Below are 14770 nucleotides of genomic sequence, written 5' to 3' on the forward strand. Positions count from 1 at the left end.
GGTGACAGGGGTTGAAAAGATACTGACTGGCTTTGGAAAAGAGTTTGTAATTAATTTCGTATAGGTACTTATTATTTGAGTGCAAACGTCTAGGCATGTTTAATGGCTGGAGCTTGCATCCCTTTTGTCTGTCTCCATCGCCAAGTTAGGCAATTTTCTCTTCCCTAATCCAGGTTTGCTGTCCCCAGCTACCATCGGCTTCATATTCACGGGTTAGCCGCAGTCTGATGTTCGGCTCAATTAGCCAGCCGACTTCGCAACGAAAGGCCGTATTACGTTGGATGGTTTGGGGACAAAGGGATGACCCCCCATTGGGTAAACACAACAGCTGATAGCCTGTTTCAAATAGGAGACGCGACCCTTGGACCTTGGCTATGGATTGGCCGGTGGCAGGCCCTGCCCGCCAGGTTTGTAGAACCGTATCCGCCGATTGTTTTGAGACGTTTAGTTCCGTTGTAAAGGGCTGGGACACGGACCAGTCACGGCGGTAGACAATGGCTTGTCCCCGCCAGGTACCGACCAGCTGATCCATGGAAAGTGGGGCGCGGATTCGGTCAGCCTGTCCCTCACGGGTCTCACGGATTAGGATAATGTCCGCCAGTGCACCGCCGGGGTTAAATAATTGCACGAGCCTGAAGCGGGCGTTGGGCAGGGTGAGGCCAAATTCGGTGCCAAACTGGGAAAAGGGACTCCACTGTGTAGAACCTTTGGTAAAAGAACCATCTTCGCAGAAGAGACTGCTTTGGTTGATGCTGGCAAATTCTGTTTTTGTCTCCTGGGGAGGCTGACCCGTTGGGTAGCGGGTCACCTGAAAGCGGGCACTAGTTTCGCTAGTTCTTTCTAGGGTTAAAATCGATGGGACATTACTCACCTCGGTGCCATCGGGGGTGAGCTTGGTAAAGCTCCCTTTCCAGGTGCCTTCATTTTTGAACAGGTTTTCCCATTGATTTGGCATCGGAGCTGTTAAGAAACTACTTCACGGTTTAGGTCTGAAAGGCTTGTTAAGCCATGATTTCAAGCAACAAGGCCATGATTTTAATTTTTAACAAGCCCATAGTCGGTGAGCAAAGCGGCTCTTCTATTGTGGGCCATGGCAGAGAAATTAGCTAAGCCACCCCATGGGCCGCCTAGGGGTTAGGCAACCTAAGGCTCACGGCGGCAGAGTTCGACTTCGTTCGCCAGAATGCGAACATCGTAGTTCGCTAAGAAATCTTGCCCCAGCAGCCCGGCAGAAAAGTTAGCCGCGATCGCAACATGCACATTCATCGCCACCGCTGCCTGTACCCGCATCGACCGCACCCAGCCATTACTAATGGGAATGGCAGACTCCCCAGGAATCCGCAAAAAGCCCCCCGGCGTGCCCTTAATCTCTAGCCGCGCTGCCATAGCCCCTGTGATGATGGTGCGGGGCAAATCCTGTTGCATCACCATGTCAAACGACTGCCGATCGTTAAATCTCACCTCGATCACCGGCATCCCCGACTGCATTGCCTTAATGGGTACCCGCACCACTCGCCCCGCATCGGTCTCCGCCTTTTCCCGGTCCAGCTCTTGCCGAATCGCCTCCGCCCGATCTGCGGCCACCTTCTGGGCCTGCCAATTGCCCTGGTCTAACCACAGCGACGCTGCTTGACGATAGTCTTCTAGGGCTTCTTTGCCAGATTGTACCGAGGCCCGTAACCCATACAGCTCGGCCGTTGGCCCCATGGCAATGGCATTGGAATAGTCTTTGAACGCATTCTCTCCATCGCCCAGTTGTTGATAGGCTTGCCCCCGCAGTGCCAATCGGTCCACGGTTGCTTCTGTTTTAATCAAGGCTGTTAACGCCGTCATGGCTCCGTAGGCATCACCCAATGCCAGTCGAATTTTGGCGCGCTTTACCTGGATCTGTGGATCCTCCGGAGCCAGTTGTTGCACCTTGGCCAAATCCCGTGTTGCGGCTTCATATCGATGCATTTGGGCCTGCACATAGGCGCGATCGCATAGCGCTTCCCCATGCTCTGGCTCCATGCCCAATAGCCAATTTAGATCGTCCAGCGCCTGCCGCAAAAAGCCCTGGGCCACTTTCTCCCTGGCCCGCTGTAAATAGTCTGTGGGCGAGACGAGTCCCCCTGGGCTGGGGGAGACCACGGGTTTATTTAGCTCCGCCTGTAGCTGGTTGGCCTGGGCCAAACAATCCGCCGCATTGGTCTTATCTTTTTGGGCCAGATATAGCTTGGTGGCGGCCTTATAGGCCATCATCGCCTGGTGCTGTTGCCCCATCTGGCGGTGCACCTTGCCCAAGAGTCTCTGGGCTGCGGCCAGGGTTGGGTCTAGTTTCAGGGCCTGTTGGGCATCCAAAATAGCCGACGACGGGGTGGGGGTGGTGACATAGGCCAGGGCCCGAGCGAGATAGGCCAGGGCCGTGGGGTCTCGTTGAATCACTTTGGTGTAGTCTGCGATCGCCCCCGCACTATTCCCAATTTTCAACCGAATGCGCCCCCGCAATTCATAGGCTTCAGGGTGTTGCCCATTGGTCAAAATCACCCGATCCAACAGCGCCAGGGCCGTACTAAACTCGCCCCGTTCCACATAGTCCAATGCCTGTTGATAGCTCATTGTTTCTTTCTGAAATTTCCCTAGCCCATGTCCGCATTGTGCACACTCTGTCCGTCCCCCGGCAGAATGGTAATATCCCGAGGCTGAATGGCTTTACCCACGGTCACCTCAAATTCCCCCGACCAATTTTCAATCGACAACAGTTTCTCATTGGGCCCCTCATACTCAAAGAACCGGCATTGTTCCACCGTGGGTCGCTGGTTTGCTCGAATTCTTGTCATTTGGGCCGTGCCAGACTCAGTACAGCGGTAGGTCTCCCCTTGAAACTCGAGTTCCTTAGGCGGTTCGGGGGTGCTAATGGTCAAGGCCTTAGTCGGTGTCATTAGGGCGACTTCTAGCCAGTCATCTTCTTCCACCGATAGCCACACTCGCGTGCCCCCATCTTGCAACAGATATTCCTGCCACGTAAACCCATCCTGTTCATAGATCAGCTGTCCTTCGACCACCCAATCGTTCCCCTGGTACTGCACAATATCTCCCAGCTGCAGGTCAAACAGGGTGCGCTGTTTCGACGGGGCTCCCGTTTGTGCCGGCACCGCCTGTTGTTGCCGCATAAACAGAAAAATACCGATGCCGACAATAAGAACAATCAGTGCACAATAGACAATAAACATAATAAAATACCTCAGTTGTACCAGGCCCAGCGAGGGTCGGATTGATATTTAACAATAATCGGATTAGCTAAACGGTTGACTTTGACGGTGTTCACCTGAATGTCCTTGGGCAGTGTAAACAGCTTGTGCATCAAGGACGAGGTCAAAAACTGGGTAGATACGGGTAACTCTAATGCGTCTGTATCCACGGGGCGATGCGAGGCCATCACAAATCCCCAAGGGCCAAAGCTAGGCACCGAGACCATGTAGGGCGCCGTCGTCAGGTTTGCGGTTTTTAAGGTTTCGGCAATACAGGCAAATACTTTAGGGGCAAAAAACGGGCTGGATGCCTGGGTCACAAAAATCCCCTGGTCTGCTAACTGTTGTTGAATTTGTTGATAAAACCCTTTGGAATATAATTTGGCAATGACGGCCTGATCGGGATCGGGGAAATCGGCCACAATTACATCAAATTTGTCATGGTCTTGTTCGGAGAGTTGGGAAACAAACTTAAAGGCATCTCCATGTATTATCTGCACCCGCGGATCGCTAAAGGCGGCTTGGTTGGCTTCGACCAGCGCCGGATAACGCTGCGCCAAGTTAACCACCGACGGATCCAACTCGATAACCAGCACCTGTTCTACTTCAGGCCATTTCAAAATCTCTCGCAACGCCATGCCATCCCCGGCCCCCAACAACATGATCCGGTGGCGGTCAGGATTAGCGCTCATCGCTGGGTGGATTAAGGCTTCATGGTAGCGGTATTCATCCCAAGTAGACAGTTGCAGGTCCCCATCCAGGAATAACCGCACATCCTTAGCCTGCCGGGTAACCACAATCCGCTGATAGGCAGACTGGGTGCGCAACATAATGGGGGCACCGTAGAGATTGTCTTCTAAGCGGTTACCCAGGGGTAATGCCACTAGGGAAAATGCACAGAGCCCAATACCCACCAGGCCTCCCCACCGTCGCCAGTGTTTCATCTGGGGGAAATTATTGCCCAGGATAAACACCATGCCCGCTGGCAATGCCCCAATGAGGGCGGCGGCTGGAAACAGCCCCACGGTGGGCAGCAAAATGGCCGGGAAGGCCAAAGACCCCACTAAGGCCCCCACATAGTCCCAGGCTAAAACCTGGGCGATGGCATTGCGCAAATCCTGGTCTAACTCCACCAGTCGGGTCAGCAAAGGCACTTCCATGCCGGCCAACATACCCAGTAGCAAGGTGGCCACCCCCAGGCCAATCCACACCGGACCGCCCGCCACAAATAGGGCAAATAACCCGAGGGGGAGCAGGGCCGTTAGGGGGGCAATTAACAGCTCCACCTTTAGGAAGTTGGTCAGCAGGTAGTGGTGCTGCTGGGTGCGATCGCCCTGGGCAAAAATAAACTGACTCAAATAGGACCCAATCCCCATGGCGGCTAAAAAGCCCCCCACGGCCACACCATAGGCCAGGGCCTGGTTCCCCACCAAATAGCTAGCTAAAGTACCCAGCAACAACTCTGCCGCTAATCCACAGCTAGACGAAACCGCAGCCGTGGCCAGCAGTAACCAAAACTGTTTCCGACTCAAAAACAGCGACTCTGAAAACTCTGGGCGTTGCGCAGCAAATTGTTCCATTATTTACCCGAGGAGTTGCCACCCCCACGAAAACCACCATAGGCAGAGCGAGTTGATAACGGCTCAAACTGCCCACTCCGATAGGAGCCAAAATGCACCATGCGATGTCGAGGTCGATATAATGGCTGGTTCGTTTGCCGCAAATGCAGGGCAGATGCCTGACTGTAGGCACCGACAACAGAAGCCCCAGCCACAACATAGGCCAAAATAGCAAAGACTTTCGTTAGCATAGAATTTAACCTTGAATATGAATAATATCTGGCTCAAGTATGGTGTGGGCGCCCTCTTGCACGGTTAACCGAGTTCGATCGACAGACCGATCAGGCACCACCTCCACATAAAAACGATAGGAATCTTTTGGTTCCAATAGAAAAAACGTCCTTAAACTTTGGCGATAAGATTCATTTATCTTGCTGCCACGGTTTATCTGAAACTGATGGGAATAGACCTCTTCACCATCTTTATCTTGTATCGAAAAATCAATGGTAAATCGACTGGGGGATGTTTCATCTGATACAACGGCCACAGTCGCCCTAATTAAATTGTTAGCGCCCCCCATCACTCCACGACCGCCTAAATCGCTATCCCCAATTGACTTTTGGATGACCCGTTTACCCGAGGTATAGACTGAGTAGGTCGTAAACCCGCTTAAGAGAAAAGTGGCTAGGGTCCCGATAAAAAAATAGCGGGTATCCACCACACCATTTTTTACCACTACATTTAGGGTGGCAGACGAATCCACCTCTTCTCCTGCCGTGGTGCCATATTCCAACACCGACAGCTCAATGGTAATGGGCTCTCCTGTTTTGGAACGAATATCCAATCCACCCTTCACATCCTGTTCCGACCAAGTCCCCGATTCCCCATCTTCTCGCCAGGTACCCGACTCTTTCCAGGCTTGCTTCATGGCTGAAGCCAACAAATTTCCCTGGGAGTCAATTAAAGCAATTTCGTAGGTTATCCAGCGGTTAGAGGGAATGTCAGCAGCAACATCGATACGCAGGGCACCAATGGGACTTTTCTCTAGCTCAATCGGGTCTAGAGCGATAGCTTCTTCTGGAGAAAGATTAATGGCTTGATTGACCAGTGTTTTTTGAAAAAAAACTGAAATAAGACCTGCACATACGATTAAGCCTAGGGCACCTAATGCGATGAGGGGAGAAAAATCACGGAACCGCTTAATTTTTCGAGTTTGCACATCAACAGGCATAGAACCTGGCTTCTATAACTAACTTTACGTAGATGCTGCGACCTGATGGTACTATACCCTTGTTTCGAGCGCCAAGAACAGGTCGCGGAAAGTAACGGAAATTCACGAGAGATTCACACCATGGTAATGCAACAGCTGGCAGCAACGGTTGGATGGTCCTTTGTCGGGGTTGTATTGTTTTACTTGGGCATTCGCCTGTTTGACTTGCTAGATCCCATTGATTATCAGGCCGAAATTCGCAATGGCAATATGGCTGCGGGTGTTATTCTCGCAGCCGTTGTTGTATCTATTGCAACAATCATCATCTCAGTGATTGTCTTTTAGCCATACAAAATTAATCAGGAGACGGAATCTAGCTCTCTCTCCTGCTAGCCCCCAACAGATGCCCAAGCCAATACAGTCCTATTTCGATACATCCAAAAAAGGCTAGATTCTAAAATTATTCTTAGAACGGTAACGTTCACAAAGCCATGGGACAACTAAAGCAAGGCATGGAGTCCCTTACCTAAGATTTGTCTGATGGGGGTAATGGCCACCATGCCTGTGTGCCCGCGGCATTCAACGTTAAGCCGCTAAAAGGGTTCTACAGAGTAGGCCAATCGTTGTTACACAATATAGTAAGCAAAGGCTATTAAACAGCCACATTAGCCCAATCATGGAAAAATTGAGCCATGGATTGGAATTAATCTGAGTCGAAACGTTCATAGAAACAATATCTACTTTGCTCTAGCCATAGTACTGGTGGAATCAAGGTCGGTTCTATATTCACTAAAAAGTTGAGGTTTGTTTAAATTTATTTACCATAGGCCTGCTGAACCGAAACGGTATCCTGATTTAGGGCTGCACATGTTGTAGATAGCTCAAAACCCGCAGGGGCAAATCTGTTACCATCATGGACTTGGGGATAAAATCATCGGCCCCGGCCTTAAACGCGTTTTTTTTGCGGTCCATATCTTCATGGACAGTCAAAAATAGAATGGGCAGCTGTTGCCATCGGGCATCGGCGCGCAGCACCTGACATAGCTCTAGCCCATTGGCCTTGGGCATGTCGATATCTAGCACTAGGACATTGGGTTGAACCCGTTCTAGCTGGGCCAGCAGTTGGGTCGGATCCTCGAGGGTAAATAATTGAATGCCCCAGGGTGAGAATGTGACTTTTAGGAAGTCCAACACCTGGATATCATCATCTACAACCATTACCCTAAAATCACTTCGTTGCTTTTGTAGTAACTGCTGTAGGGTTTTGATAATCTGTTGAGGTGAGGTGTCAGGGGATAAAAAACAATCCACACCCTGTTGCACCCAGGTTAATCGTTGTTGAAAATCTTCCATCTTAGAAACAACTAAAACTGCCACCTTGTCTTTGGCTTTCGTCAACTGGTCTAAGAGCGCCAGGGTACCCGAACTATCAGGTTCTTTGTCCGGACACCAGATAACCAACCCGTCTGGCGTTTTTGATTGAATCTTGTTTTTCGCCTGCAGTAGGTCAGGAACAATTTCAATATTTAGCCCCGCATTATTGCCCAATGGGACCAATGTGGGGCCAAACTCGCTGGACTGGCCCAAAGCTATGATGTGAGGAGATTCCAGTTGCTCTGTGGAGAAGGTGAAATCGCTGTTTGCTTGGTGGAGATGCTGTTTTAGGGTCTCTATTAAAACAACCGCCCTTGTTGTTTCTGCTGGATCTAAAGATGTCTTCTCCTGCAACAATTGCTCTAATTCACGGGCAAGGCGAGAGCCATCGGCAAGACCAAAACAACCAAGGGCACCCACTAGTTTATGGGCTTGGGATTGACCGGCTTGTCTTAGCTCTGGATTTAGCTGACCGCAGTTGAGGGCACCCACGGCGGCATCTAGCACCGTCAGCCGTTCTTGCATGGTGTCTTGGTGGGCGGTCCAAGTCTTGGCAATGGCCGTAGCTATATCGGTTGAGTTAACGGACTCAGAAGGGATTGATGGGGCAGCTGATGGGGCTGGTGTTTGATTGTTTAGGGATTTGAGACGATAGCCAAGGCCATAAATGGTTTCGATAAAATCCTTTGGTGCACCTCCCGCCTTTAGCTTTTGGCGCATTCCCTTGATGTGGGTCCTCACCGCATCGCCGCTGGGCGGATCTTCAAATACCCAGAGGTTTTCAATGATGGCATTGAGGCTAAATACCCGACTGGGATGACGCACCAGCAGTTCTAGAATGGCGTATTCCTTGGGGGTCATGTGGAGCTGATGGTCTCCATAGTGCACATCAAACGTGTCTGGGGTGATCGACAACGGTCCCCAATGTAGTGTTGAGGAGGCCTCTTGGGCATCTCGCCGTAGCAGGGCCCTGATGCGAGCGCACAGTTCATCAAAATCAACGGGTTTGACCATGTAGTCATCGGCCCCGGCATCCAACGCGTGGACTTTATCTTGGCTATTGTCCTTGGCTGTCAGCATCATAATGGGGCAGGTGATTGCCTGCTGCCGAAGCTGCCGGCAAAGGGAAATGCCATCAATATCCGGCAACAGCATGTCGAGGATGATGACATCGTAGGTAAAAAGATCTAGAAAATCTTTGGCTGTGGCTCCATCGGTGGCAATATCGACGGCATAACGCTGTTTGATCAGACGCTCCATCAGCGTCCCCAGCAAAACCTCGTCATCATCAATGAGCAATAGCCGCATGGTAAGCGCTGAGAGCCATGTCATTATCAGAGAATTCCTCAATTTTAAGCCATCCTAGTTAAAGCCCAGGAGAGTTGTTAGAAAACAATATGTTGCAGTGGATCTACGGAGTCTAGGTACACGGAGTCTAGGGACGGCGTTATTGCTCAAATATGGCGACAGCTAAAACTGGCGAGTTGTTGTCAGTGCTACAACATCTAGAACAGATCTGCTTGAAAATCTTTAGGTGGTGCCTATTTCAGTGATTACTAAATAATCCCCTTAAAATTGCGGCATACGGCTATTCATTTTTTATTTCCAGGAATATTAAATATGTTATTTCGGCAGCTCTTCGATCCAGACTCTTGCACCTACACCTATCTAATTGCTGATATTGGGACTAAAGAGGCAATTTTGGTTGATTCGGTGCGTGAACAGGTAGATCGCGATCTGAATCTGCTCAAAGAGTTGGATTTAACCCTGCGCTACTGCGTAGAGACCCATGTCCATGCGGACCATGTGACCGGTGCTGAACGGTTGCGCAGGGCAACGGGCTGTTTGACGGTTGTGCCTGAGTTCGCTCGCGTTAGCTGTGCCAATCGACATATTAAAGACGGTGAGCGTTTACGGCTGGGGCAAGTTTTGGTAGAGGCGATCGCAACCCCCGGCCATACCGACAGCCACATGGCCTACTTGATCAATCAAGACCGCATCCTCACCGGCGATGCCCTATTTATCCGGGGCTGCGGACGCACCGACTTTCAACAGGGGGATGCGGGGCGGCTATACGATTCCGTCACCCAGCGCTTGTTTGCCCTCCCCGAAACGACCCTAGTGTATCCGGGCCATGACTATCGGGGCCATACGGTTTCGAATATTGCTGAGGAAAAACAATGGAACCCTCGCTTTGCCGGTCGCGATCGCACCAGCTTTATTACATTGATGCATGGCTTGAATCTGCCCAATCCTAAAAAGATGATGGAAGCGGTGCCCGCCAACGAAAACTGCGGCAAAACCATGGTGGCTGCCTAGGGCTTTACCGCTTTGCCTCGGCAAAGGCCCCACTAAAATACTATGGGTCTTAACGGGTTGCCCTGTCCTATCCATTAGGGCGGGGCATTGTATTGGGGCCGCCCCATGATCGCCAGGCCCTATTACAATTTATCCCCACCCCCTAGACTCTCTAGCCAACTAGAGGGTTTATCCTGGGCCATATGATGTCTATCGATGCCTGGCCCATGACGCTTCAACTAACGGTTCCCAATATGGCCTGCGATGCCTGCGCCAAAAATATTACCAATGCCATCAAAACCCTTGATGAGCAAGCAACGGTGACCGCTGACCCCAAAACTAAATTGGTCAACATTGAAACAGAAACCGCCGAAGCATCGGTGCGAGATGCCTTAGAAAAAGCGGGGTATCCACCGGCGGCTTAGGCTGCCGCCCCGATGTTCTGCCCCGATGTAAGCAAGTCCTACAATGCCTGATTTGGCCGCTGACCCAAGGAGAATGCCATGACCACCGCCACCCTCACCCTTAGGGGCATGAGCTGTGCTGCCTGCGCCACAAATGTTGAAGCGGTGATTCGCCAGGTGCCAGGGGTGCATGGTGCCCAGGTAAACTTTGCCGCCGAGCAAGCCAGCATTGATTTTGATGAGCGCAGTACGAGCCTCCGACTGATTCAGGCAGCGGTGGTCGATGCGGGGTACCAAGCGATTGATCACCCCATCAGCATGGAGGACGAGCGGCAGCAACATCGGGCGCACCAGCGGCAGCTGCTAACGCGGGTGATGGTGAGCGGTACGGTGGGGGCGATTTTGGTGGTGGGGTCCTTGCCCGCCATGGTAGGGATAGCCATTCCCGGTTGGCCCATGGTGTTCCACAACCCTTGGCTACAGCTGGTGCTGGCCACTCCGGTGTTGTTTTGGTGTGGCCAATCATTTTTTGTGGGAGCTTGGAAAAGTGTGGCCCACCGAGCGGCCAACATGAATACCCTGGTGGCCTTGGGCACCGGCACGGCCTATCTCTATTCCTTATTTATCACCGTATTTCCCCAAGTTTTATTAGATCGGGGGATGTCGCCTGATGTGTATTACGAAGCTGCCGTCGTGATCATCGCGTTGTTGTTGCTGGGGCGATATCTCGAAAATCGCGCCAGGGGACAAACATCGGATGCAATTCGACAGTTGATGGGGCTACAGCCCCAGGTGGCCCAGGTGATCCGTCAGGACACAGCGATGACGATTCCCATCGATCAGGTGGTGGTGGACGATATTGTGGTGGTTCGCCCGGGGGAGAAGATTCCGGTGGATGGCACCGTGGTATCTGGGGGGTCCACCGTGGATGAGGCCATGGTCACCGGAGAACCCATGCCGGTGGAAAAACACCCCGGCGATACAGTTATTGGGGCCACCCTGAATAAGACGGGCAGCTTTCGATTTCGGGCCACTCGCGTTGGCCAAGAGACCATGCTGGCCCAGATTGTTCAGCTGGTGCAGGCGGCCCAAGGGTCAAAGGCACCGATTCAAAAGCTGGCGGATCAGGTGACCGGCTGGTTTGTGCCGGTGGTGATGGCGATCGCACTGCTTACATTTCTGCTGTGGTTTGGTTTCACCGGCAACATTACCCTCGCGTTACTCACCACCGTGGGCGTGTTGATTATTGCTTGTCCCTGCGCCCTGGGGCTAGCCACCCCCACATCCATTATGGTGGGCACGGGCAAGGGGGCAGAGCGAGGCATTTTAATCAAAGATGCCGAGAGTTTAGAACAGGCCCATCGGCTGCAAACCATTGTGTTAGATAAAACCGGCACCCTCACCCAGGGGCAGCCTGCGGTCACCGACTGGGTGCCGGTAAACCCCAAGCGCGCTCACCCCGTTGCGGTGGCCCCATCTAGCCCTCGATTTAGCCCCGTCAGCCCAGGGGTTAACATGGGCAAGATCCTTGAGCTGGCGGCGGCTGTGGAAAATTGCTCAGAACATCCCCTGGCCACCGCCGTGGTTAGCTATGCCCAGGTCCATGGGGTCACCACCCTGCCCGAGGTAGAAAAATTTGAGGCGGTTGTTGGCCAGGGCGTGCAAGGTATTGTCCAGGAGCAACAGGTATACATTGGTACTGAAAGCTGGATGCAGTCCCTAGGTGTGAACACCCAGGCCCTCCAAAGCCAGCGCCAGGCCTTGGAAAATGCGGCCAAAACCACCATCTGGATTGCCATTAACCACCAAGCCGTGGCCCTGCTCGGCATTGCGGATCAGATTAAGCCCACGTCGCCAGCCACCGTTTTAGCCCTACAGCGCATGGGCTTAGATGTGGTGATGCTCACCGGCGATAACCCGCAAACCGCAGCGGCCATTGCAAAATCCGTCGGCATTCAGCGATATTTTGCCAGCGTCCGCCCCGCCGAAAAGGCGACCTACATACAACAGCTACAGTCCGAAGGGAAACGGGTGGCCATGGTGGGGGATGGCATTAACGACGCCCCAGCCCTAGCCCAGGCCGATGTGGGCATGGCCATTGGCACCGGCACCGATGTTGCGATCGCAGCCAGCGATATCACCCTAATTTCTGGCGATCTCCAGGGGGTGGTCACAGCCATTCGCCTAAGCAAAGCCACCATGGCCAACATTCGCCAAAATTTGTTCTTTGCCTTTATCTACAACACCGTGGGGATTCCCATCGCCGCAGGCATTCTCTATCCCCTCTGGGGCTGGCTGCTAAATCCCATGATTGCTGGGGCTGCCATGGCCTTTAGCTCGGTCTCTGTGGTCACCAACGCCCTGCGTCTTAGAAACTGTCGTTGTTAGACCAGGGTGCCATTGCACTAAAGAGATTTTTCAAGCCATTCCACATCCCAGTATTGGCCAAATTTGCGGCCCACTTCCCCATAGCGACCAACGCTATGGAAGCCAAATTTGTGATGCAGGGCAATGGATTCAGGATTGGGCAACGTAATGGCCGCATAGGCCCGGTGCACATCCTCATCCGCTAAGGAATCCAACAATTTTGCGTATAGCTGCGTGCCGATGCCCAGCCCCTGGGCATCGGGACTCAAATAGATGCTCGTCTCCACCGATGTGTCATAGGCGGCCTTATCCCGCAGCTTGCTACTGGTGGCATAGCCCACAACCTGCTGATCTTTTTCAGCCACCCACATTCGGTGACGTCCGTCGGTCCCATAGTGGCGCCACCACCGTTCCCGCCGTTGATCAACGGTGTAGGGTTCAATGTCAAATGTGATCACCGTGTTCAAAATATAGTGGTTATAAAGCTGGGTGAGAGGAAAAAGGTCGCTGGCCTTAGGCAGGCGAATACTAGTAACCATAAGGGATCTACCCGTTGAATCTGGCGACAATCAGTGTTCAGAATACCATCAGGAAATAGGGAGCATTCATAAATGTATGGCCATTGGAATCCGTATTTTTACGGAATTGGCCATGTATTTCTGTATTTTTTTCCTGTCCACAGGTGCTTCGACAGAATGCTGAACTATGTCAAGGTCAACAGCCCATAGGAGTTCCACTTTGCAGCTCGTTAATCAATGGTTCACTCGAATGTTTTGGATGAACAACCCTATCGCCGACGATGGAGTTGGGTCATATCAGTATGGTCGTGGCCCGTGGGAAATACTCTTCCAAGCAATAACCCATGCCTGGAATATGCTCGTCCGTTTTACCTGGGAGCCCTTCACCATGGTTAGTCAGTCTTCTGTTCAGGATTATGCGCCCCTTGAAGTCTTACCAGATTATTATCTCAACTGTGATAGTGCCAAGCGACTTTGGCAAGATTGGCGGGTGCTAAGGCGATTGTTTACACGTCGCGACCACAGTCGTGATTTGTTGCTTCAAGGTGAATCTGGCTGGTTGCCAATCCATGGAATGGCGCTGCAGCGACAGCTACTCACCGTGACAACAGATGAGGGCGAAACAGTATTAGATCTCAGTGAGCCTGTGGTTTGGCTTAGCCGCGCCAACCCTGCGAACACTCAAATTTCCCAAGAACCAACATCCACTGCGGGCAAAACCCTGCTGTGGAATCCAGTTTAGTCACCCTGAACTCTGGTGGGTTAGGCCCCTAAATCAACAGTGGAACCCAGTTTAGTCACCCTGAACTTTGGTGGGTTAGGCCCCTAAATCAACAACGGCATCTTTTTGAATCTGGCAGTCAGTCAATGGGGGAAATGTTTCTCTTCAAGGCTGGCTGCTTTCTGTGCTAGTTGGTACGTGGCCTCATCCGTGAGCAGACGATGGTGACCGCCGAGTCTTAGCATTGAAGCGGGGCAGGTGGCTGCAGGGACCATGGTTAAGAGCTGGTGTAGGATCGCGGCTTTGGATTGTCCAAATACGCAACAAAGTGTATGTCGGGCACTGCTAATGGCGCTGAGGGTGAGGGTGAGGGCGTGGGTGGGCACATCTTGGAGTTGCTCAAAGTGTTCAGAGGTGAGCTGCTGTTGGCGATTGGGATGATCTAAACGCACCAGCTTGACCCAACGGGGATCGTTGAAGTTGGCAACGGCTGGATCGTTAAAGGCTAAATGGCCATTGTTGCCCACACCCAATAGACAGAGGTCAATGGGGGCCTGGGTGAGCAAACGGGTGTAGCGATCGCATTCTGCCATGGGTTCCAACGCATCCCCATGGAGATAGTGGAAGGCCTTAAACGGTAGCCATTGGGCGATGTGCTGCCGCAAATAGTAGCCAAAACTAGCGGGATGTTCGGACGGTAGCCCCAAAAACTCATCCAGGTGTAACCCCACAACCCGCGACCAGTCGACGGTGCGGTCCTGGCGTAGATAATTCAACAGCCCCAGCTGGGAACGGCCTGTGGCAAAGACAACGGTGGCCGTCGCCTGCTGCTGCAAGGTGTGGGTTAGCTGGGCAATGATCTGCTGAGCGGCCGCTTGGGCCAACATATCTGGATCAAGACAAATCTGTACCTGGAGATTATCAACCTGCTTGATGCGACAGACCGTCGGGGTTTGAATCGTTCTCATGGTGGTAGACGCCCAAAACTCAGCGCCATAAAAGTTAAAACTTGATCATAGGTCAAACCCTTGCCCCTATTGGTTTTCCTGTGGCGACTTAAAATAACACTCTGGGATTCGTTAGCTTGCG

At 52.2% G+C, this 14770-nt stretch carries 14 protein-coding genes; 5 read left to right on the forward strand and 9 right to left on the reverse strand.

Annotated features, from left to right (window positions below; translation table 11 throughout):
* Positions 1 to 145: 145 nt before the first annotated feature.
* The 6 genes from IXB28_RS15435 to IXB28_RS15460 all read right to left on the reverse strand — a co-directional run bounded on the left by IXB28_RS15435 (position 146) and on the right by IXB28_RS15460 (position 6020).
* Positions 146 to 955, reverse strand: a complete 810-nt coding sequence (locus IXB28_RS15435; RefSeq protein WP_215619506.1) for a DUF3598 family protein — start codon at positions 953 to 955, stop codon at positions 146 to 148.
* A gap of 188 nt (positions 956 to 1143) precedes the next feature.
* Positions 1144 to 2598, reverse strand: coding sequence for a tetratricopeptide repeat protein (locus tag IXB28_RS15440; protein ID WP_215619507.1), 1455 nt, complete (start codon positions 2596 to 2598; stop codon positions 1144 to 1146).
* A 20-nt stretch (positions 2599 to 2618) separates the two neighbouring features.
* A complete protein-coding gene (locus IXB28_RS15445; protein WP_216863057.1) occupies positions 2619 to 3212 on the reverse strand; it encodes a DUF4178 domain-containing protein in 594 nt (197 codons plus the stop codon).
* 11 nt (positions 3213 to 3223) lie between these two features.
* A complete protein-coding gene (locus tag IXB28_RS15450; RefSeq protein ID WP_215619508.1) occupies positions 3224 to 4810 on the reverse strand; it encodes a polyamine aminopropyltransferase in 1587 nt (528 codons plus the stop codon).
* Positions 4810 to 5040 (reverse strand): hypothetical protein, encoded by a 231-nt coding sequence (locus IXB28_RS15455; protein ID WP_215619509.1) that lies wholly within the window; start codon positions 5038 to 5040, stop codon positions 4810 to 4812. The genes IXB28_RS15450 and IXB28_RS15455 overlap by 1 nt, the downstream gene beginning before the upstream one ends.
* A gap of 5 nt (positions 5041 to 5045) precedes the next feature.
* Positions 5046 to 6020, reverse strand: coding sequence for a hypothetical protein (locus IXB28_RS15460; RefSeq protein ID WP_215619510.1), 975 nt, complete (start codon positions 6018 to 6020; stop codon positions 5046 to 5048).
* Between the two features lie 45 nt (positions 6021 to 6065).
* On the opposite strand from IXB28_RS15460, the gene IXB28_RS15465 reads away from it, so the two are divergent.
* Entirely contained in the window at positions 6066 to 6344 is a 279-nt protein-coding gene (locus IXB28_RS15465; RefSeq protein ID WP_246559819.1) for a DUF350 domain-containing protein, read from the forward strand.
* A 510-nt stretch (positions 6345 to 6854) separates the two neighbouring features.
* Here IXB28_RS15465 and IXB28_RS15470 read toward each other — a convergent pair.
* On the reverse strand, positions 6855 to 8705 hold the full coding sequence (locus IXB28_RS15470; RefSeq protein WP_215619511.1) for a response regulator: 1851 nt from the start codon (positions 8703 to 8705) through the stop codon (positions 6855 to 6857).
* Between the two features lie 288 nt (positions 8706 to 8993).
* Between IXB28_RS15470 and IXB28_RS15475 the strand changes: the two genes are divergently transcribed.
* The 3 genes from IXB28_RS15475 to IXB28_RS15485 all read left to right on the forward strand — a co-directional run bounded on the left by IXB28_RS15475 (position 8994) and on the right by IXB28_RS15485 (position 12463).
* The gene (locus IXB28_RS15475; RefSeq protein ID WP_215619512.1) at positions 8994 to 9692 is read left to right on the forward strand and encodes an MBL fold metallo-hydrolase; all 699 of its coding nucleotides are present in this window, start codon (positions 8994 to 8996) and stop codon (positions 9690 to 9692) included.
* 206 nt (positions 9693 to 9898) lie between these two features.
* Complete coding sequence (locus IXB28_RS15480) at positions 9899 to 10096, forward strand: heavy-metal-associated domain-containing protein (RefSeq protein ID WP_215619513.1); 198 nt, start codon at positions 9899 to 9901, stop codon at positions 10094 to 10096.
* Between the two features lie 78 nt (positions 10097 to 10174).
* Positions 10175 to 12463 (forward strand): heavy metal translocating P-type ATPase, encoded by a 2289-nt coding sequence (locus IXB28_RS15485; RefSeq protein ID WP_215619514.1) that lies wholly within the window; start codon positions 10175 to 10177, stop codon positions 12461 to 12463.
* A 17-nt stretch (positions 12464 to 12480) separates the two neighbouring features.
* On the opposite strand, the gene IXB28_RS15490 is transcribed toward IXB28_RS15485, so the two are convergent.
* Positions 12481 to 12981, reverse strand: a complete 501-nt coding sequence (locus IXB28_RS15490) for a GNAT family N-acetyltransferase (protein ID WP_215619515.1) — start codon at positions 12979 to 12981, stop codon at positions 12481 to 12483.
* A 367-nt stretch (positions 12982 to 13348) separates the two neighbouring features.
* On the opposite strand from IXB28_RS15490, the gene IXB28_RS15495 reads away from it, so the two are divergent.
* Entirely contained in the window at positions 13349 to 13702 is a 354-nt protein-coding gene (locus IXB28_RS15495; RefSeq protein WP_215619516.1) for a hypothetical protein, read from the forward strand.
* Between the two features lie 122 nt (positions 13703 to 13824).
* Here the strand turns inward: IXB28_RS15495 and IXB28_RS15500 are convergent, their stop codons facing one another.
* Positions 13825 to 14649, reverse strand: a complete 825-nt coding sequence (locus IXB28_RS15500) for a 6-phosphogluconolactonase (protein WP_215619517.1) — start codon at positions 14647 to 14649, stop codon at positions 13825 to 13827.
* Positions 14650 to 14770: the final 121 nt, after the last annotated feature.

Origin of the sequence: Leptothoe kymatousa TAU-MAC 1615, assembly GCF_018739865.1 — a bacterium.
Lineage (GTDB): Bacteria > Cyanobacteriota > Cyanobacteriia > Phormidesmidales > Phormidesmidaceae > Leptothoe > Leptothoe kymatousa.

What these genes read in the sequence shown, in the direction of transcription:
- IXB28_RS15435 (WP_215619506.1), bottom strand. Translation starts at nt 955, where the DNA reads ATGCCAAATCAATGGGAAAACCTGTTCAAAAATGAAGGCACCTGGAAA.
- IXB28_RS15490 (WP_215619515.1), bottom strand. Translation starts at nt 12,981, where the DNA reads ATGGTTACTAGTATTCGCCTGCCTAAGGCCAGCGACCTTTTTCCTCTC.
- IXB28_RS15465 (WP_246559819.1), top strand. Translation starts at nt 6,066, where the DNA reads ATGGTACTATACCCTTGTTTCGAGCGCCAAGAACAGGTCGCGGAAAGT.
- IXB28_RS15500 (WP_215619517.1), bottom strand. Translation starts at nt 14,649, where the DNA reads ATGAGAACGATTCAAACCCCGACGGTCTGTCGCATCAAGCAGGTTGAT.
- IXB28_RS15450 (WP_215619508.1), bottom strand. Translation starts at nt 4,810, where the DNA reads ATGGAACAATTTGCTGCGCAACGCCCAGAGTTTTCAGAGTCGCTGTTT.
- IXB28_RS15460 (WP_215619510.1), bottom strand. Translation starts at nt 6,020, where the DNA reads ATGCCTGTTGATGTGCAAACTCGAAAAATTAAGCGGTTCCGTGATTTT.
- IXB28_RS15455 (WP_215619509.1), bottom strand. Translation starts at nt 5,040, where the DNA reads ATGCTAACGAAAGTCTTTGCTATTTTGGCCTATGTTGTGGCTGGGGCT.
- IXB28_RS15475 (WP_215619512.1), top strand. Translation starts at nt 8,994, where the DNA reads ATGTTATTTCGGCAGCTCTTCGATCCAGACTCTTGCACCTACACCTAT.
- IXB28_RS15485 (WP_215619514.1), top strand. Translation starts at nt 10,175, where the DNA reads ATGACCACCGCCACCCTCACCCTTAGGGGCATGAGCTGTGCTGCCTGC.
- IXB28_RS15445 (WP_216863057.1), bottom strand. Translation starts at nt 3,212, where the DNA reads ATGTTTATTGTCTATTGTGCACTGATTGTTCTTATTGTCGGCATCGGT.
- IXB28_RS15495 (WP_215619516.1), top strand. Translation starts at nt 13,349, where the DNA reads ATGGTTAGTCAGTCTTCTGTTCAGGATTATGCGCCCCTTGAAGTCTTA.
- IXB28_RS15470 (WP_215619511.1), bottom strand. Translation starts at nt 8,705, where the DNA reads ATGACATGGCTCTCAGCGCTTACCATGCGGCTATTGCTCATTGATGAT.
- IXB28_RS15440 (WP_215619507.1), bottom strand. Translation starts at nt 2,598, where the DNA reads ATGAGCTATCAACAGGCATTGGACTATGTGGAACGGGGCGAGTTTAGT.
- IXB28_RS15480 (WP_215619513.1), top strand. Translation starts at nt 9,899, where the DNA reads ATGACGCTTCAACTAACGGTTCCCAATATGGCCTGCGATGCCTGCGCC.